Origin of the sequence: Paraburkholderia sp. 22098 (genome assembly GCF_052045935.1) — a bacterium.
In the GTDB taxonomy this organism is placed as follows: domain Bacteria; phylum Pseudomonadota; class Gammaproteobacteria; order Burkholderiales; family Burkholderiaceae; genus Paraburkholderia; species Paraburkholderia caledonica.
On the sequence record NZ_JBQEPV010000013.1, the window covers coordinates 87,625 to 106,567 of the forward strand.

Consider the following 18,943-nt stretch of genomic DNA (forward strand, 5'->3'; position numbering starts at 1 on the left):
TCGGAGCAACCGCCGCAGGTTTCCGCTTCATTCGCTGTGATTCAAGGCTGTGCCTGCAAGTGACTTCGCGTACGTGATTCAGTACTTTACTGGCGTCCGTATGTGTCGTCGAAGCGCACGATATCGTCTTCGCCGAGATACGAACCGGATTGCACCTCGATCATTTCGAGCGGCATCTTGCCGGGATTCTCAAGACGGTGCGTGACACCTAGCGGGATATAAGCCGATTCGTTTTCGGAGACGATAAAGCGCTCTTCACCTCGCGTGACGAGCGCGGTGCCGCGCACGACAATCCAATGTTCGGCGCGGTGATGATGCATTTGCAGCGAGAGGCGAGCGCCCGGCTTCACGACGATACGCTTGACCTGGAAGCGCTCGCCGGAGTCGACGGAATCGTAGTTGCCCCACGGGCGATGCACCTTGCGATGGTTGGCCGCTTCGAGGCCGCCCTCGCTGCGAATACGCGCCACGATCTTCTTGACGTCCTGCACACGCGATTTATCCGCGACGAGAATGGCGTCGGCCGTTTCGACTACGACCAGATCCTGCGTGCCCACGCAGGCAATCAGGCGTCCTTCCGAATGGGCGAACGTGGAAGATGCGCCTTCGAACATCACGCGCCCGCGGCCGACATTCTGCTCGGCGTCTTTCTCGGAGATGTCCCAGATCGCGTCCCACGAACCCACGTCCGACCAGCCGGCCTGCAAAGGCATGACCACGCCCGCGGCTGCGGTCTGATCGTTGCCGAGTTGCTCCATCACTGCATAGTCGATCGAGTTGGACGGCGACGCGCTGAACGCATCGCGCTGCAGCCGGAAGAAATCGCCATCTGATTTGCCGCCCGCATAAGCCGCGTCGCACGCTTCGAAAATGGCGGGCTGAAAGTGGCGGATCGCCTTCAGCCAGGTTGACGCGCGCATGATGAAAATGCCACTGTTCCACCAGTATTCACGCGATTCGACGTAGCGCTGCGCAAGTTCGAGATGCGGCTTTTCGACAAAGCGGTCGAGCTTGTGCGCGGCGATCGGAGCGTTTGCGTCGGCGGCATCCCATGCGACACCTTGCGCGGCATTGTCTGCCCGCGTTTCATCAGGATTGCCAGGCGTAGCGACAGGCGCGCCGATGCGGATATAACCATAGCCCGTTTCGGCGCGCGTCGGCACGATGCCCATCGTGACGATATTGCCCGCCGCTGCATACTGCACGCCTGCGGCGACCGCTGCATGAAATCCGTCGAGGTCGGTTACCGCATGATCCGCGGGCATCACGACCATGATGCCGTCCTCGTCCTGCGCGGCGATTGAAAGCGCGGCCACGGTCAATGCAGGTGCAGTATCGCGGCCCACGGGTTCGAGTATCAGCCTGCTTGGTTTGCCGCTCGTGCGCAACTGCTCGGCGGTCGTGAAGCGCTGTTCCTCGTTGGCCACCACGACGAGTTGGCCGGTCAGCGGATAACCGGCCTCAAGGCCGTCGAGACGGCGCGTGGTGGATTGCAGCAGCGAATCATCGCCGAGCAGGCCGATCAACTGTTTCGGGTGCTGTTCGCGCGACATCGGCCACAACCTCGTGCCGGAGCCGCCCGCCAGAATCACGGGATGGACCTTCAGTTTGACGTGCGTGGACGTCGCTTGCGTGGACCGGGTGTCGGCGGACGTGGCCGTAACCGGAGCTGTCATGATGGACTCCTCGGGGGCTGGTGAATGCATCGAGTTTTATCACGAAGGACGAAATCAATAAAAGCGCGTTAAATGAAAACTATATAAACGAGGCTATAAATTCGACGTCTCGTGAACAAAGAATGTCACCGCCACGGTTGCAAAAATAAAAATTAAGCGCAAAAAACTGACGACCTATTTTTTTAACGCCGACGGATGAGCAGGACCAATCTATCGAGCCGGCAGGGCACGAAGAAAAACTGCGGCTGCGGAACGCCAAAACAGGCGCGCGGGCGGCTCAAAACACCGTGATAACGCATCTTTTCCGGTAAAAAGTTCCGAATAAATTGCACCAAAAATGCAGGAATTTCGACCGATACATTTTGAGATTTTTGCCGCCTTGCGGAGCGAATTTTAATAACGCTTTATCTATACCTGCAGAAGGACATTCACTCATTCCGAGACACGTTTTTCGCTGCGGCCGCGTATCCGGTTTAGCTATGCGGGAAACGGAATTGCAATTAGCACCGCTTCAACTGGTTTCGCGTCGGGCAATTTTTCGCCAACGCGATGACCGGCGTTGGGCGTGCTCTTGCGGGAATGACCAGGCCGCGTATTTCGAACCCTTTCGAACCCACCAGCCGACTAACCGACGGGATGGCACTTGACTGACGAACTGAGGGGCAGCACATGCTGAGCGTTCTATCGAGAATCATCGACATCGCGATGGTTGCGCTCGGCGCCGCGATCGCGGCGGCCGTGCACAACGGGAAAGTGGTGTGGCTGGACGATATGCAAAGCGTGTCGCTTGCCTTCGACGTCCTGCTCGTCGTGGTGTTCTTTCCGGCGCTCGGCATCTACCAGTCATGGCGCGGCAAGCCGCTATACGACCTGCTGTGCCGCGTCGCGGGAGGCTGGGCGATGGTGGAAGTCACCGGCGTGCTCATCAGCTTCACGCTGCATCGCGCGGACAGTCTGTCGCGGCTGTGGCTCGTGTATTGGGCGGTCGCCACCATCGTGCTGCTGATCGTCACGAAGGTAATCGTCTATTCGATTCTGCGCGGACTGCGCCGCGAAGGTTTCAACCAGCGCGCGGTGGCGATCGTGGGCGGCGCGCCGTATGGGCGCTTCCTGATCCAGCAGATGCGCGGCCGTCCGGACGCGGGCTTTAGCCCCGTCGTCGTGTTCGACGAAGACGCCACCGTGAACCCGTACGAAGACCCGGATACGTCCGACGCGATCGAAGGCGTGCCCGTAGAGCGGGACTACCAGCGCATGATCGAACTCGTCCGGCAGCGCGCGATTCGCGAGTTGTGGCTCGCACTGCCGATCTCGAAGGAAAAGGAGATCCATCGCTTCGTGATGGATCTGCGCAACGACTTCGTGAATATCCGCTTCATTCCCGATGTGCGCAGCCTGACTCTTTTCAATCAGCCGATGGTCGAGTTGCTCGGCGTGCCGGCGATCAACCTGGCGGCGTCGCCGATCACCGATTTGCGCGTGCTGCCCAAGCGCATCTTCGACCGGCTCTTTGCGCTCGCCGCCTTGACCGCGCTCGCTCCGGTGATGCTCGTGATCGCGGCGATGGTCAAGCTCAGTTCGCCGGGCCCCGTCTTCTTCCGCCAGAAGCGTAAGGGCATCGACGGACATGAGTTCGAGATTTACAAATTCCGTTCGATGAAAGTGCACAAGGAAGAGGCCGGCAGGATCACTCAGGCGACGCGACGCGATCCGCGTATCACCGCGGTGGGTGCGTTCCTGCGCCGCACGAGCCTCGACGAACTGCCGCAGTTCATCAACGTGCTGCGCGGCGAGATGTCGGTGGTCGGGCCGCGTCCGCACGCGCTCGAACACGACGACATCTACAAGGATCTGGTGAAGGGTTACATGCACCGCTACCGGATCAAGCCGGGCATCACCGGCTGGGCACAGATCAACGGCTATCGCGGCGAAACCGACCGCATCGAAAAGATGATGGGCCGCGTCAAGCTCGATCTCTACTACATGCAGCACTGGACCTTCTGGCTCGACATCAAGATCGTCGTGCTGACGCTGTGGAAGGGCTTTGTCGGCAACAACGCATATTGAACCAACTCCAATTTCCTGCGAGGTAATACATGAACCTGACGATCATCGGTAGTGGCTACGTAGGCCTCGTAACGGGCGCATGTCTGGCCGACATCGGCCACGACGTCTTCTGTCTCGACGTCGATCAGCGCAAGATCGACGTGCTCAACAACGGCGGCGTGCCGATCCATGAACCGGGTCTGCAGGAGATCATCGCGCGCAATCGCAAGGCGGGCCGCCTCACGTTCTCGACCGATGTCGAAGCGGCGGTCGCGCACGGCGACATCCAGTTCATCTCGGTCGGCACGCCGTCCGACGAAGACGGCTCCGCCGATCTGCAATACGTACTCGCCGCCGCGCGCAATATCGGCCGCCATATGACCGGCTTCAAGGTGATCGTCGACAAGTCGACGGTGCCGGTCGGCACGGCGTCGCGCGTGCGCGAAGCGATCGCGCAAGAGCTCGAGACGCGTGGACTGAGCCACATGTTCTCGGTCGTATCGAACCCCGAGTTTCTGAAGGAAGGCGCGGCGGTCGAAGACTTCACGCGGCCCGACCGCATCGTGCTGGGTTGCGATGAGGACGTGCCCGGCGAGAAGGCGCGCGAACTGATGAAGCGCCTCTATGCGCCGTTCAACCGCAACCGCGAACGCACGCTCTACATGGACGTGCGCTCGGCGGAATTCACGAAATACGCGGCGAACGCGATGCTCGCCACGCGGATCTCGTACATGAACGAACTCGCGAATCTGGCCGATCGTGTGGGCGCCGATATCGAGGCCGTGCGTCGCGGCATTGGCTCCGACCCGCGCATCGGCTACGACTTCCTGTATGCGGGCTGCGGCTACGGCGGCTCCTGCTTTCCGAAAGACGTGCAGGCGTTGATCCGCACGGCCGCCGACCACAACGCCAACCTGCGCATTCTCGAAGCGGTGGAAGCCGTCAACGATACGCAGAAGAAGGTGCTTGCGCAGAAGATCGTCGCGCGCCTCGGCGAGGACCTGTCGGACCGCACGTTCGCCGTGTGGGGTCTCGCGTTCAAGCCCAATACCGACGACATGCGCGAAGCGCCCAGCCGTCCGCTGATCGCCGAACTGCTGCGCCGCGGCGCGCGCGTGAAAGCGTATGACCCGGTCGCAATTGACGAATCGAAGCGCGTATTCGCGCTGGATCTGAAGGACGTGCCCCAGCAGCACGCACGCCTTCATTTCGCCAACGAAGAGATGGAAGCTGCCGACGGCGCCGATGCGCTCGTGATCCTCACCGAGTGGAAGGTCTTCAAGAGCCCGGACTTCGACGCGCTGAAAACGATCCTGAAGACGCCGCTTATTTTCGACGGCCGCAACCTGTATGAACCGGACACGCTACTCGAACTCGGCATCGAGTATCACGCAATCGGCCGTCAGCATGCGTTGCGCAATGCGCCCGCGAGAGTCGGCGCAAACGGCCTGCCGCTCACGCCGGCGGACGCGCTCGCGGCAGCGGAGGCGGGCCACTAGGCCGGCTTGCATCCCGCTCGCTGCTGCATCGCCGCGCATCTTCACGGAGCCCCGCCATGTTCGCCAATGTTCTGATCGTCTGTCACGCCAACGTGTGCCGTTCGCCCGCCGCCGAAATGCTGTTCAAGGCACGCCAGGCCGCGCGCTCGCATGCGTCGGCGGGGGCGATCGCGTTTCATTCGGCGGGCGTGCGGGCGATGAACGGTCACGGCATGGACCCGGTCATGCGGCGGCTGCTCGCCGAGCGCGGCGTTGCGTCCGACGCGCATTATTCGCGTCGTCTTGACCGGCAGCTCGTGCGGTCCGCCGACCTCGTGCTCGTGAGCGAGCGCGCGCAGGCGAGCGAAGTCGAAGCCCTCGATCCGGCTTCGCGCGGCAAGGTCTTCCCACTCGGCAAGTGGGAAGACATGCCCGATGTCGCCGATCCGCACGGCGGCGAGGAATCCGCTTACAGGGAGAGTCTCGTGCTCATCGAACACCTGGTCATGGGATGGCTGAAAAAAATATGCTGATGAAAACACACGCTACACAAGCTGCACACGCTACACGCGCATTCGCGAACCGCAACGCTAACTTCAAAGCGAACCTCAGAGCGAACCTCAGAGCCAGGTTCGCCGCCACGCTGCTGCTGACGTCCTTTCTGTCGGCCTGCGCCACCGCACCGGGCAACTATCTCGACACGTCGCGTCTGAAAGACGACGGCCAGCACGAGAGCCAGCCCGCGGAAACCTATCCGGTCCATGTGATCGACGCGAGCGTCGTCGCCGCGCAAGCGCAGGCCGAAGCCAGCATGCCGCCGCGCCCGCTGCCCACGTCGACCTTCAGCGATCCGTCGCAATACGTCTACCGGCTTTCGCCGCAGGACATTCTCGGCATCACCGTGTGGGATCACCCTGAACTGACCACGCCGCAGGGCAGCACGCTGTCGGCGGGCGGCACCAGCACGCAGACCATCGCCGGCGCGTTGCAGCAGCCGTACACGGCCGCGCTGCCGGGCCAGGCCGATCCGTACGGCCAGACCATCGCCGCCGACGGCACCATCTATTTCCCGTTCGTCGGCCGCATCCGGGCTGCGGGCAAAACCATCGGCGAACTGCGCGATCAGCTCGCGACCGGACTCGTGCGCTATATCCGCAATCCACAGGTCGACGTGCGCGTGCTGTCGTACCGCGGCCAGAAAGTGCAGGTCACGGGCGAGGTGAAGACGCCGGGCCCGCTCGCGGTGAGCGACGTGCCGCTCACGCTGGTCGATGCGCTGACGCGCTCGGGCGGCACGACTGCCGACGCCGATATCCAGCGCGTGCGCCTCACGCGCAACAACAAGCTCTATGTGCTCGACGCGAACCGCATGCTGGATGCGGGCGACACCACGCAGAACGTGATGCTGCAAAACGGCGACGTGATCAACGTGCCGGACCGCAGCAACAGCCGCATCTTCGTGATGGGCGAGGTGAAGACGCCGATCCAGTTGCCGATGCTCAAGGGCCGTCTGACGATTGCCGACGCGCTCACGCAAGCGGGCGGCATTCTCGACACGGACGCCAATCCGCGCCAGATCTTCGTGATGCGAGGCATGCGCGAGCATCCGACCACACCGGACGTGTACCGCCTCGATATGACGCAGCCCGACGCGATCATGCTGTCCGCGCAGTTCCAGTTGCAGCCGATGGACGTCGTTTATGTGGGCACCGCCGCATCGACCACGTTCAACCGTGTGTTGCAGCAGGTGTTGCCGAGCGTGCAGACGCTGTTCTACCTGAAGCAGCTCACACGCTAGGCGCGTGAGTCGCCAGGGGTCCCGCGCCGCGCCATCGTCCGGTGGCTGCGGCGCGGGACTGGGGCAAAGGCAGCTAGCACCCGCGAAACAACAGATAAGCCAACGCCGAAGCAGATGCACGCAAGCAACCGCAAAAGCAACCGCGACAGCAACCGCAGAAGCAACCGATACGGGATCGAATCGTGAGCAATCAAATCTCTCCACACATGACCGGGCCGCTCAGGACCGAAGAAGAGGACGTCGTTCTCGGGCAACTGGTGCAAGTGATCCTCGACGACATCTGGTGGCTGATCGCAATCGCCGCGGCGGTCGTCGCGATTGCCGGTGCGTACTGTGTGCTCGCCAAGCCGATCTATTCGGCCGATGCGCACGTGCGCGTCGAGCAGGCCGACAACACGTCGCAGGCGCTCACGCAGACGCAGACCGGCGCCGCGATCACGAGCGGCTCGACCTCGCTGCCGACAGACGCCGAGATCGAGATCATCAAGAGCCGCGGCGTCGTCGGTCCTGTGGTCGAGCAGATGAAGCTGAACTTCAGCGTCACGCCGAAGACGCTGCCGCTTCTCGGCAGCATTGCCGCCCGCATGGCGACGCCGGGCCAGCCGGCGCGGCCATGGCTCGGCCTGTCGTCGTATGCGTGGGGCGGTGAAGTGGCCGACATCGATTCGATCGACGTGCTGCCCGCACTCGAAGGTCAGAAGCTCACCATGAAGGCGCTCGGCGGTGACCGTTATGAACTGCATGCGGAAAACGGCGCGCTCTTGCTGCGCGGACAAGTCGGGCAGCAGGCGCAGGGCGGCGGCGTGACCATGCTGGTGAACAAGCTGGTCGCGCGTCCGGGCGAGGAATTCACCGTGGTCCGCGCGAACGATCTCGACGCGATCAGCGCGTTCCAGTCCGCAATCAGCGTGCAGGAGCAGGGCAAGCAAACCGGCGTGATCCAGATTTCGCTGGAGGACAAGAACCCCGAGCATGCCGCGCTCGTCGCCAATGCGCTCGCGCAGTCATATGTGCGCCAGCATGTTTCCAACAAGCAGGCCGACGCGAGCAAGATGCTCGACTTCCTGAAGAGCGAGGAGCCGCGCCTGAAGTCGGACCTGGAGCGCGCCGAAGCCGCGTTGACCGCGTATCAGCGCCAGTCCGGCTCGATCAATGCGAGCGAAGAAGCGAAGGTGTATCTCGAAGGCAGCGTGCAGTACGAGCAGCAGATCGCGGGCTTGCGTCTGCAGATGGCGCAGCTCATCGAGCGCTACGGCGACGACCATCCGATGCTCAAGGCGGCGCGCGAGCAAATGGCCGAGTTGCAGGCGCAGCGCGCGAAATACGCTGACCGCTTTCGCGATCTGCCGGCTACCGAAGTGAAAGCCGTGCAGTTGCAGCGCGACGCGAAAGTGGCGGAAGACATCTACGTGCTGCTGCTCAATCGCGTGCAGGAGCTTTCGGTGCAGAAGGCCGGCACGGGCGGCAACGTGCATATCGTCGACGCCGCGCTGCGCCCCGGCGCGCCGGTCAAGCCGAAGAAGGCGCTGATCCTGTCGGCGGCGACGATCCTCGGGCTGATCGCGGGCACCGGCTTCGTGTTCCTGCGCCGCAATATGTTCAAGGGCATCGACGACCCGGAGCACATCGAGCGCGCATTCCATCTGCCGGTGTTCGGGCTCGTACCGATGAGCGCCGAGCAGACGCTGCTCGAAAACGGCTTTCAGCGCGGCGGCGAGCGCCTGCGCTCGGTGCTCGCCAACGCGCGGCCGAAGGACGTCACGGTCGAGAGCTTGCGCAGCCTGCGCACGTCGATGCAATTCACGATGATGGACGCGAAGAACCGCATCGTCATGCTCACGGGCCCGATGGCCGGCGTCGGCAAGAGCTTCCTCACGGTCAACCTGGCGGTGCTGCTCGCGCATTCGGGCAAGCGCGTGCTGATGATCGACGGCGACATGCGCCGCGGCGTCCTCGAACGCTTCCTGGGCGGCACGCAGGACAACGGGCTGTCGGAGCTGCTGAGCGGCCAGATCTCGCTGGAGGAGGCGATCCGTGCGTCGGAGATCGAGAACCTGAGCTTCATTTCGTGCGGGCGCCGTCCGCCCAATCCGTCCGAGCTGCTGATGTCGCCGCGTCTGCCGCAATACCTCGACGGTCTCGCGAAACGCTACGACGTGATCCTGGTCGACACGCCGCCGGTGCTCGCGGTGACCGACGCGTCGATCATTGGCGCGTATGCCGGTTCGACCTTCTTCGTGATGCGTTCGGGCATGCACAGCGAGGGCGAGATTACCGACGCGTTGAAGCGTCTGCGGGCAGCGGGCGTGCACGTGCAGGGCGGCATCTTCAACGGCATGCCGGCGCGGGCTCGCGGCGGCTACGACCGCAGCTATGCGGCGGTCCAGGAATATCTGAGCACCTGATCGGGCAGGAGTACACCGACGATGAATCACACAGGACATCGCAACAAGGACATCGCAATGAAAGTGACGGTACTGGTTCCGACTTACCGCCGCCCGGCCGACCTCGCGCGCTGCCTCGCGGCGCTGCAACGGCAGTCGCGCGCGCCCGATGAAGTCGTGGTGGTGGCGCGCGCCGACGACGAGGCGACCCATATGTGTCTGCGCGATCCGGCGGTCACCGGCATGCTGCCGGTCTCAGTCGCGCTCGTCGAAGCACCCGGCCAGGTCGCGGCGCTCAATCGCGGACTCGACGCGGCCAACGGCGATGTGATCGCGATTACCGACGACGACGCCGCGCCTCATCCCGACTGGGTGCAGCGCATTGCAGCCGCATTCGAAAGCGACGCCCGGCTCGGCGCGCTCGGCGGGCGCGACTGGGTGCACGAAAAAGGCCGCGTGCTGGACGGCGAGCGGCCATTGGTCGGCAAGGTCACGGCGCACGGCAAGATCATCGGCAACCATCACCTCGGCGTGGGCAGCGCGCGCGAAGTCGACATTCTGAAGGGCGCCAACATGAGCTATCGGCGCGACGCGGTGCGCAACATCCGCTTCGACGCACGGCTGCGCGGCGCGGGCGCGCAGGTTCACAACGACATGGCGTTCAGCCTCGCGGTAAAGAACGCCGGCTGGAAGCTGATGTACGACCCGCGCGTCGCGGTCGATCATTTCCCCGCCGAACGTTTCGACGACGACCGCCGCGATGCGCAAACCATGGCCGCGTTGCGCAATGCCGCGTTCAATTTCCATCTGATCCTGCGCGACCAGTTGCCGCCGTTGCGCCGCGAGACCGCGTGGTGGTGGTGGACGCTCGTCGGCACACGCGTCTATCCGGGTCTCACGCATGCGGCGCTCGCGCTCGTGTCGAAACAGGCGCGCCTGAAGCTCTCGCGCTGGCGCGCGGTGCGAACCGGCGCGCACGAAGCCCGGCGCGCGCTGTCGCGCACCGCCTGAGCGGGGCGGCCAATGCAACGGGCGCGAGCAGCACGCAGCGCCTCACACGCTGCAGCATCGGCAAAGGGAGTGTCTGCATGAGTACGAAGGTCCACGTTCATCTGTTTTACGGCGCCGATCCGCGTTTCTATCGACCGGGCGACAACATCGGTTGCCTGTACGGCTATCACCACGCCGAATCGGACGCGTTCGCGCTGACCTATTCACAGGACGCTCGCGAAGGTAAGCCGATGCGGCTCGTTCGACGCGCGCTGAAGGCAGTGCTTGGTTTCGACTTCATCCATACGTGGCGCAATCGCGCGGAAATGTTGCGCTCCGATGTGATCTGGACGCACACCGAACAGGAATGGCTGTCAGCCGCGTTGATGCTCCTGCTGAGCGGCCGCAAGGCCGGCGCGGACTCATCGCCGCTTCTGCTCGCGCAAAGCGTGTGGCTGCTCGACAAATGGCCTTCGTATGGAATCGTGCGTAAGTGGCTGTATCGCAAGCTGATGACGCGCGCCGATCAGCTGACCACGCTCGCGAGCGAAAACGCGGCGTTGTGCAAGCGCTATTTCAATCGCGACGCGAAGCCGCTTCTCTACGGTCTGAACACGCGCGACTTTCCGGTTAAAGCGCCGACCGAATGGAAGCCGCATTCGCCGATCCGCATTGCCGCGATCGGCAACGACCGCGACCGCGACTGGGACACGCTCATCGGGGCGTTCGGCAACGACGCGCGCTACACGGTGAAGCTCGCCACGCGCCGCCGCATTCCCGCGTCGCTGCGCGCGCCGAATGTGGAAATCGCGCTGTTCTCGGGCATCAGAAAACAGCACGAACTGTATGACTGGGCCGATGTGATCGTCGTGCCGTTGCGGCCGAACACGCACGCGTCAGGTATTACCGTGATGCTGGAGGCGGCGGCGGTCGGCAAGCCGATGGTCGTGACCGACGTCGGCGCCTTGCAGGATTATTTCCCGGCTGGCGAGGCCGCGTACATTCCGCCATTCAATCCGTCTGCGTTGCGCGATGCGGTTGACCGGCTCGCCGCCGCGCCCGTGGAAGCATTGCGCCAGGCGCAGGCCGCGGCTGCCGGCCTGCTGTCGCGCGATCTGACCACGCAGCACTACGCGATGCAGCATGTGCGGATCACGCAGGAGATGCTGCGCGCTCGCGGCGCCGCGGCACGCGGCCGCGCGGCGCCTTCTGCCGACGCGGACAAGGCGGTGGGCGCTCATGCTCAACGCAGCACCGCGCAAGAATCGCGCGGAGGCCTCTAAGCGATGTCGACGCTTCCGCGAGCCGACCTTTCGCCCACACCCGGCATGCCGGGCAGCGTAGGTGCGTCGCGCAAACGTCGCGAGTGGCTGCCCGCAGCCATGCTGTGGCTCGTCACGGCCGTACTGATCGTCGCGCGTCAGGGCACGGTGCTCACGCTCGCGTTTCCCGTCCTCGCAATCGCAACCGGCCTGTGGCTCTACTTCAAGAGCCCGGCGCGCTATATCGGCTTCATGTGGTGGTTATGGTTCCTGAGCCCTGAAGTGCGCCGCCTTGCCGACTGGTCCAAAGGCTCGTTCACGCCGACGAGCCTGATCCAGGTCGCGCCGCTCGCCGTCACGATGATCAGCGCGTTGTCGCTCGTACGCTACTACAGGCTGCTCGGACAACGGCGCGGACTTCCGGTGCTGCTGATTCTGCTCGGACTCGTCTATGCCTATCTTGTCGGCGTGGTGTCGAGCGGCCCGCTCGCGGCCACCTACGACCTTGCGAACTGGCTGTATCCGATTCTGATCGGCTTTCACATCATGGCGAACACGCGCCAGTATCCGCAGTACCGCGACACCATCGTGAACACGTTCATCTGGGGCATGCTCGTGATGGGCGGCTACGGGCTGATCCAGTTTTTCATCATGCCGCAGTGGGACGCACTGTGGATGCTCGGCTCGCAGATGAACTCGCAAGGCGACCCTGTGCCGATGGGCGTGCGCGTCTTCAGCACGATGAATTCGTCAGGGCCGTTCGCGTTCGCAATGATGGGCGCGATGGTGTACGTGATGGCGGCCACGCATCGCGTGCGCTGGGTCGCCGCGGCGCTCGGTTTCTTTTCGTTCGCATTGAGCCTCGTGCGCTCCACATGGGGCGGCTGGATCATCGCGCTGCTGATCCAGCTGATCAAGTCCAACAACAAGGTGCGGGTGCGCATCGTCGCGAGCGCGGTGTTGCTAGCGGGACTGTGCGTGCCGCTCCTCGCGGTCGGTCCGGTGGCCGAGCGGATGCAGGCGCGCTTGTCCACCATCGTCAATCTGAACGACGACCAGAGCTACGCGGCCCGCAACGAGTTCTATGCGACCTTCGCGAAAACCGCCTTTACCGATGTCTCCGGCGAAGGCATGGGCGCGACCGGCACCTCGACCAAGCTCTCGAACGACGGCGGCCAGCTCGGCCAGTACGGCAACTTCGACAGCGGCGTGATGAACATCCCGTTCGTGCTCGGCTGGCCCGGCACGCTGCTTTACATGTCCGGCATCGTCTGGCTATTGACGCGCGCCGTGCTTGCGTCGATCAGGCTGCGCAACGACAAGTACGTGTCCGCATGCCTGAGCCTGTGCCTCGCGACTTTCGCGATGCTGGTGTTCACCAATTCGCTGGTCGGCACCGGCGGCCTGCTGCTTTTCATGAGCGTTTTTTCGATCCTTTCCGCGGTGCATTACGAAAAAATCAACCGCGCCGGTACGTTATTCCGCACGCAACTTTTCCACGGAGGCACTGATTGAGAGTCGCCATTGTCACGCACGTTGTGCGCCATAACGACGGCCAGGGGCGCGTCAACCACGAGATCGCGCGCGCGGCGCTCGACGAGAATATCGGCGTCACGCTGATTGCCTCGCACGTCGCGCCCGATCTGCTCGTTCATCCGAATGTCCGCTGGGTGCCGATGAAAATCGGCCGCTGGTGGCCGACCAATCTGCTGCGCCAGCAGGTGTTCGCGTTCAAGAGCGCAATGTGGCTGCGCTCCCATCGCCGCGAATACGACGTGCTCCACGTGAACGGCTTCATCACGTGGATGCCCGCCGACGTCAACACGTCGCACTTCGTGCACAGCGGGTGGCTCGGCAGCAAGTACTACCCGTTCGGTCTCACGAAGGGCGCGTGGTCCGCGTATCAGTCGGTATATACGCGCTGCAATGCGTTGCTCGAGCGCTGGGCCTACCGGCGCTCGAGGGTCATTACGGCGGTCTCGCAAAAAGTCGCCGATGAAATCCGCGCCATCGGCCTCACGCCTGATAACCGTGTGGACGTGATCTACAACGGCGTCGATACGCAAGGCTTCGCTGCGGCCACCGGCGATCGCGCGAAATTCGGCTTGCCGCAAGACGCATTCTTGCTGCTGTTCGTCGGCGATCTGCGTACGCCGCGCAAGAACCTCGGCACCGTGCTAGCCGCGCTCAAGCATTTGCCCGAACACGTGCATATCGCAGTGGCGGGCTTTCTGCCGGGCAGTCCGTATCCGGACGAGGCGAAGGCGCTCGGCATCGCGCATCGCGTGCATTTTCTCGGGCTCGTCAAAGAGATGCCGGTGCTGATGCATTCGGTCGATGCGTTCGTGTTTCCGTCGCGTTACGAGGCCATGAGCCTGTCGCTGCTCGAAGCGATGGCGGCCGGGTTGCCGGTCGTGACCGCGCGCACCGCGGGCGGCGCTGAAATCATCACGCCCGAATGCGGGATCGTGCTCGACGATCCGGACGATCCGAAGGCGCTCGCAGGGGCGGTCGCACGCCTCGCCGCCGATGACGACGCGCGTCGCAAGATGGGCGTCGCCGCCAACGAACTCGCGACCGGTTTCGGCTGGGCGCGCATGGCCGCGCAATATATCGCGCTGTATCGGCAGATCGAGGGGCAGCAGAAGAATCGCCGGCGCAAGGAAGCCGAGGCGGCGGTGGTCGCGAAGACCGACGCGCTCACGCTGAACACGCTGGCCGGACACAAGCGCGTCGAATGACGCTACGCGCTAGCGTTCAACACTACTCACCGGATACAAAAAGGCTCAATAAGGCAACGACAATGACGACAAGCTCAATCAAATCGCTGCAGATCGGCATGCACTGGTTCCCGGAGCGCGCGGGCGGCCTCGACCGCATGTATTACTCGCTGGTCGGCGCGCTGCCGGGCGCGGGCGTCGCGGTGCGCGGCGTCGTAGCAGGCTCGCCGAAGGTTGCTGCCGACACCGGCGGTGCGATCAACGGTTTCGGCTCCGCCGGCCAGTCGCTGCCTTTGCGGCTGATGGCCGCGCGTCGCGCGCTGCGCCAGGAAATCAGTACCTCGCGTCCCGACGTGATCTCGTCGCACTTCGCGCTTTATACGTTTCCGGGCCTCGACGTGACGCGCGGCATTCCGCAGGTCTCGCATTTTCAGGGACCGTGGGCCGACGAAAGCCATGTTGAAGGCGCGGATTCGCTCGGTCAGCGCGCGAAGCGTTATCTCGAACAATCGGTCTATACGCGCTCGTCGCGTCTCATCGTGTTGTCGGAGGCGTTCGGCAAGATTCTGACTTCGCGTTATCGCATCTCGCCGGAGCGTGTGCGTGTGGTGCCGGGCTGCGTCGACGTCGAACAATTCAATCTGCCCATCACGCCCGCCGAGGCGCGTCTGAAACTGCAATTGCCGCAGGACAGACCGATCGTGCTCGCGGTGCGGCGTCTCGTGCGGCGCATGGGTCTCGAAGATCTGATCGATGCGATCAGGCTGCTCAAGCCGAGCCACCCCGATGTGCTGCTTCTGATTGCAGGCAAGGGGCGTCTCGCGGACGAATTGCAAGCGCGCATCGACGAGGCCGGCTTGCAGGACAACGTGAAGCTTCTTGGCTTCGTGCCGGATCAGCATCTGGCGGCGCTGTATCGCGCGGCGAATATCAGCGTGGTGCCGACAGTCGCGCTCGAAGGCTTCGGCCTCATCACGGTCGAATCGCTCGCGTCGGGCACGCCGGTGCTGGTTACGCCGGTTGGCGGCTTGCCCGAGGCGGTTGCGGGGCTGTCGCCCGATCTGGTGCTGCCGGAGACCGGCGCAAAGGCGATCGCAGCGGGACTTGCCGGCGCGCTAAGCGGCTCGCTGAAGTTGCCCGATGCCGATGCGTGCCGGCGCTATGCGCGTGAAAACTTCGATAACTCGGTGATCGCGAAACGGGTGGCGTCGGTGTACAGCGAGGCTATTGCTTCGGGCGGGGTGCATTGATCGAGCATTGAATTTTGCGGGACGAAATAAAGAAGGCGCCGGCTCCTGAAGAAGAGAGCCGGCGCCTTTTTCATGTGCCTGCTTTTGTGCTGCCGCCGCTGCATCGCCCCAATGCGGGCGTGCGGGGCGGTTGCTGAGGGTCGCTGATTAAAACGTCTCGTGTTGCTGATTGCGCCCAATGTCCGCATGAACCATCATGTGGCACAGTTGTTCGAGCGTGGTCTGCGCCTGCCAGCCGAGTTTCTCGCGCGCCTTGTCCGCGCAGCCGATCAGCAGATCGACTTCAGCCGGCCGGTAGAACTTCGGATTCACGCGCACGAGCGTCTTGCCAGTCGCCACGTCGATGCCCGTTTCGCGCTCTTCCTTGCCTGACCACTCGATCTGATAATCCGCCGCGGCGAACGCCATGCGCACGAAGTCGCGAACCGTTTCAGTGCGGCCGGTAGCGAGCACGAAGGTGTCCGGCTCGTCGGCTTGCAGCATGCGCCACATGCCTTCCACGTATTCGAGCGCGAAACCCCAGTCGCGTTTCGCGCCGAGGTTGCCGAGTTCCAGCACATCCTGCTTGCCGAGCTTGATCTTTGCGACCGTGTCGGTGATCTTGCGCGTCACGAATTCGCGGCCACGCAGCGGCGATTCGTGATTGAACAGAATGCCGCTGCTCGCAAAGAGACCATACGACTCGCGATAGTTGATCGTCGACCAATGCGCGAACAGTTTCGCGACGCCATAGGGGCTGCGCGGATAGAAGGGCGTGTCCTCGCGTTGCGGCACCGCCTGCACGAGCCCGAACATTTCCGATGTCGATGCCTGGTAGTAGCGCATCTTCGGGTTGAGAATGCGGATGCCTTCGAGCAGATTCAGCGCGCCGATGCCGGTTACCTCGGCGGTCGTCACCGGCTGGTCGAACGATACGCCCACGAAACTCTGCGCGGCGAGGTTATACAATTCGTCGGCCTGCGCGCCTTCGAGCAGACGCAGCGTCGAGCCGAGGTCGGTCAGGTCGTGTTCGACGAGACGCAGATTCGGATGGTCGAGCACGCCCAACTCGCGCATGCGCCAGAAATTCACGGAACTCGTGCGCCGATAGGTGCCGGTGACCTGATAGCCCTTGTCGAGCAACAATCGGGTCAGGTAGGCGCCGTCTTGTCCCGACACACCGGTGATGATCGCTTTGCGTGGTTGGCTCATAGCTTGCCTTCAATATTGGTAAAAGAAAAAAGAGCACCTCAGAGCGTGCCATCGAGAAGCCGCCGCACCAGCGGTTCGACGACCTGAAAATCCTGCTCGGCCTTGAGCCTGTACAAGCCCGGCTTTGGATGCGCGCCGTCGGACATCAACGTCTTCCAGTCCGGCAGACTGCTGATGTACGCGAACTGATCGACGAGCGGCACATGCTGTTCGTCGGCTACGCGACGCGTCATCGCGACCATCGAGGCGAGCCGCGCATTGAGCCGGTTATCGGGCATCGGATTCGATGTCTCCAGCACCGGCTCCTTGCCGAGCGCGCGAGCGGTTTTGACGAGCGCGGTTTGCGCCGTGTAGAACTGCTCGGGCGTCTGGTTCTGCATCACTTCGTTGATGCCGTAGTTGATCAACACGATTCGCGCGGGCGACGCAGCGAGCCGCTCGCGCCATGGCAAACCGGCGGTCGGCCCGGCGCGCCGATTACCCGTGCCGTCGAGCAATTGCATGGCCATCGTGCCGCCCACGCCGTAGTTGGCTACGCGCACGCGGTCGCCGTGATGCGTCTGCAATTCGTCCTGCAGATAAGCCACGGCGTTCTGCGCTTGCGGCGCGCAATGGCCTTCGCTGCATGAAATACCGAGCGTCGTGGAATCGCCGTATGCGTCGATCACGACCTGCGTGTGCGCTTGCATCCGCTCCACTTGAGTGGCTTGAGCACTCGCGCCCGGCGAACACAGAGACAGTCCGGCAAGCGACGCACATATCGCGGCGGCTCGAAGCCGTGCGGGGCATCTCATGCGCGGCTTTGCGGTACTTGCGGCGCAGCGCTCGCCACGCCCGCACTGGTGCCCGCCGTCGCATGCGAGTTGCCGCGAGGACCGAAAATCAGGCGCTTCTCAAATCCGAACCAGGTGAGACTTGCATATGCAATCGTGATAACGAGCGCGAGCGCGGCGGTCACATAGCGGTTCATCTGCAGCGGCCAGAGCGCATACAGCACGCTCAGATGAATCAGATAGATCGTGTAGCTGATCGTGCCGATATACACGAGCACCGGATTGCACAGCAGCCGTTTGACGATGCCCTTGCTTTGCAGGGCGATGACCACGACGGATGTGCAAAGCACCAACGAAATGCTGTAAAGCCCCGCATTGGACAGCGGTGTATTCGCCGCGCGAAAACGCGGAAAGTGCAGATGCAGCCAGGCGAGCGCGGCGAGGGCAGCGATCACGCCCAGCACCGCAACCCCCTTGAACGGTTCGAGTGCGTGACAATCGCGCCGCACAGCGACGGCGAGCAGCGCGCCGGCCGCGAGCAGATCCATGCGAAAGGGCGTCAGGTAATAGATCGGCCAGAACGAATCGAACCATGGCGTGGCCACTGCGCGAAGCACTGGCACGAGCAGGACCAGCGCGGCGGCCACCCACGCGAGCGCACGCTCGGGGACGAACAGAATCACGAACGGCCAGACGATATAAAACTGCTCTTCGACTGCAAGCGACCACAACACATTCAGGCTGTCGTGTCCGCTCTGATTCAGCGCATCGCCAATGTTCGTTGCGAAGAATGCGTACCACTGCCAGTGCTGCGCCCAGCCGAAGCCGAACAGGATCGAGGAGACCGCCATCAGCAGCAGATAGGGCGGCAGAATGCGCCGCGCACGGCGTGCATAGAAGTAGCCGAAGTACGACTGCTCACGTGCCTTGCGTTCGAGCAGGATGCCGGTAATCAGAAAGCCGCTCAGTACAAAGAACAGATCGACGCCCATCCACAGCGGCGCTTTCAACGCGTGCTGCGCGAACACCGCGAGCACGGCGATCGCGCGCAAGCCGTCGAGCTGCACGATGCGGCGTGAATGGGAAGGCGCTGTGGGCAGTGCGCTAACAGTCATGAACCGTCCATGGTGTGGAAGCCGAAGAGCCGCAAGGATCCGCGAGGAGCCGCGAGCCGGGGCAGATATCCAGTCGCGCCCGCTGCGGCCGCGACGTCAGTGCATTTGATTCTAGGCAAAAGAAAATCGTGAAAAAACGGGAATGAAATGGATAAATGAACCAGATTGAAACAGGTTGTTTCGTTATGCATTGGCGCGACGTTTCCATGCTTGTGTCGCGCTCATGACGCCGGGTGAAAATCGCGTGATGAAGTGACCGT

14 protein-coding genes are annotated in these 18,943 nt (G+C 63.2%); 10 read left to right on the forward strand and 4 right to left on the reverse strand.

Translation table 11 applies throughout. The annotated features are described in order from the left end of the window. Positions 1 to 86: 86 nt before the first annotated feature. Complete coding sequence (locus ACTJLB_RS24820; protein WP_440784783.1) at positions 87 to 1,676, reverse strand: mannose-1-phosphate guanylyltransferase/mannose-6-phosphate isomerase; 1,590 nt, start codon at positions 1,674 to 1,676, stop codon at positions 87 to 89. A 669-nt stretch (positions 1,677 to 2,345) separates the two neighbouring features. Here ACTJLB_RS24820 and ACTJLB_RS24825 point away from each other — a divergent pair. The 10 genes from ACTJLB_RS24825 to ACTJLB_RS24870 all read left to right on the forward strand — a co-directional run bounded on the left by ACTJLB_RS24825 (position 2,346) and on the right by ACTJLB_RS24870 (position 15,604). After that, positions 2,346 to 3,743 (forward strand): undecaprenyl-phosphate glucose phosphotransferase, encoded by a 1,398-nt coding sequence (locus ACTJLB_RS24825; protein WP_408163806.1) that lies wholly within the window; start codon positions 2,346 to 2,348, stop codon positions 3,741 to 3,743. Positions 3,744 to 3,772: 29 nt separating this feature from the next. Continuing rightward, complete coding sequence (locus ACTJLB_RS24830) at positions 3,773 to 5,221, forward strand: UDP-glucose dehydrogenase family protein (RefSeq protein WP_440784784.1); 1,449 nt, start codon at positions 3,773 to 3,775, stop codon at positions 5,219 to 5,221. Positions 5,222 to 5,277: 56 nt separating this feature from the next. Continuing rightward, positions 5,278 to 5,733, forward strand: coding sequence for an arsenate reductase/protein-tyrosine-phosphatase family protein (locus tag ACTJLB_RS24835; RefSeq protein ID WP_087754706.1), 456 nt, complete (start codon positions 5,278 to 5,280; stop codon positions 5,731 to 5,733). After that, complete coding sequence (locus ACTJLB_RS24840; RefSeq protein WP_440784785.1) at positions 5,727 to 6,998, forward strand: polysaccharide biosynthesis/export family protein; 1,272 nt, start codon at positions 5,727 to 5,729, stop codon at positions 6,996 to 6,998. Before ACTJLB_RS24835 ends, ACTJLB_RS24840 begins: the two co-directional genes overlap by 7 nt. A gap of 206 nt (positions 6,999 to 7,204) precedes the next feature. Then, entirely contained in the window at positions 7,205 to 9,403 is a 2,199-nt protein-coding gene (locus ACTJLB_RS24845) for a polysaccharide biosynthesis tyrosine autokinase (protein ID WP_020065956.1), read from the forward strand. A gap of 57 nt (positions 9,404 to 9,460) precedes the next feature. Beyond that, positions 9,461 to 10,393 (forward strand): glycosyltransferase family 2 protein, encoded by a 933-nt coding sequence (locus ACTJLB_RS24850; RefSeq protein WP_027804294.1) that lies wholly within the window; start codon positions 9,461 to 9,463, stop codon positions 10,391 to 10,393. A 77-nt stretch (positions 10,394 to 10,470) separates the two neighbouring features. Next, positions 10,471 to 11,655: a glycosyltransferase gene (locus tag ACTJLB_RS24855; RefSeq protein ID WP_440784787.1), complete on the forward strand. Its 1,185-nt coding sequence runs from the start codon at positions 10,471 to 10,473 to the stop codon at positions 11,653 to 11,655. Between the two features lie 3 nt (positions 11,656 to 11,658). Next, complete coding sequence (locus ACTJLB_RS24860) at positions 11,659 to 13,149, forward strand: glucose-6-phosphate isomerase (RefSeq protein WP_440784788.1); 1,491 nt, start codon at positions 11,659 to 11,661, stop codon at positions 13,147 to 13,149. Next, a complete protein-coding gene (locus ACTJLB_RS24865) occupies positions 13,146 to 14,375 on the forward strand; it encodes a glycosyltransferase family 4 protein (protein ID WP_408417834.1) in 1,230 nt (409 codons plus the stop codon). The genes ACTJLB_RS24860 and ACTJLB_RS24865 overlap by 4 nt, the downstream gene beginning before the upstream one ends. Positions 14,376 to 14,437: 62 nt before the next feature. Continuing rightward, positions 14,438 to 15,604: a glycosyltransferase family 4 protein gene (locus ACTJLB_RS24870; RefSeq protein ID WP_020065961.1), complete on the forward strand. Its 1,167-nt coding sequence runs from the start codon at positions 14,438 to 14,440 to the stop codon at positions 15,602 to 15,604. A 147-nt stretch (positions 15,605 to 15,751) separates the two neighbouring features. Here the strand turns inward: ACTJLB_RS24870 and gmd are convergent, their stop codons facing one another. From gmd to ACTJLB_RS24885, 3 genes are all read right to left on the reverse strand, one after another. Continuing rightward, entirely contained in the window at positions 15,752 to 16,795 is a 1,044-nt protein-coding gene (gmd, locus tag ACTJLB_RS24875) for a GDP-mannose 4,6-dehydratase (RefSeq protein ID WP_027778326.1), read from the reverse strand. 38 nt (positions 16,796 to 16,833) lie between these two features. Continuing rightward, positions 16,834 to 17,484, reverse strand: a complete 651-nt coding sequence (locus tag ACTJLB_RS24880) for an SGNH/GDSL hydrolase family protein (protein WP_227471219.1) — start codon at positions 17,482 to 17,484, stop codon at positions 16,834 to 16,836. A gap of 101 nt (positions 17,485 to 17,585) precedes the next feature. Continuing rightward, a complete protein-coding gene (locus ACTJLB_RS24885) occupies positions 17,586 to 18,683 on the reverse strand; it encodes an acyltransferase family protein (RefSeq protein ID WP_440784790.1) in 1,098 nt (365 codons plus the stop codon). Positions 18,684 to 18,943: the final 260 nt, after the last annotated feature.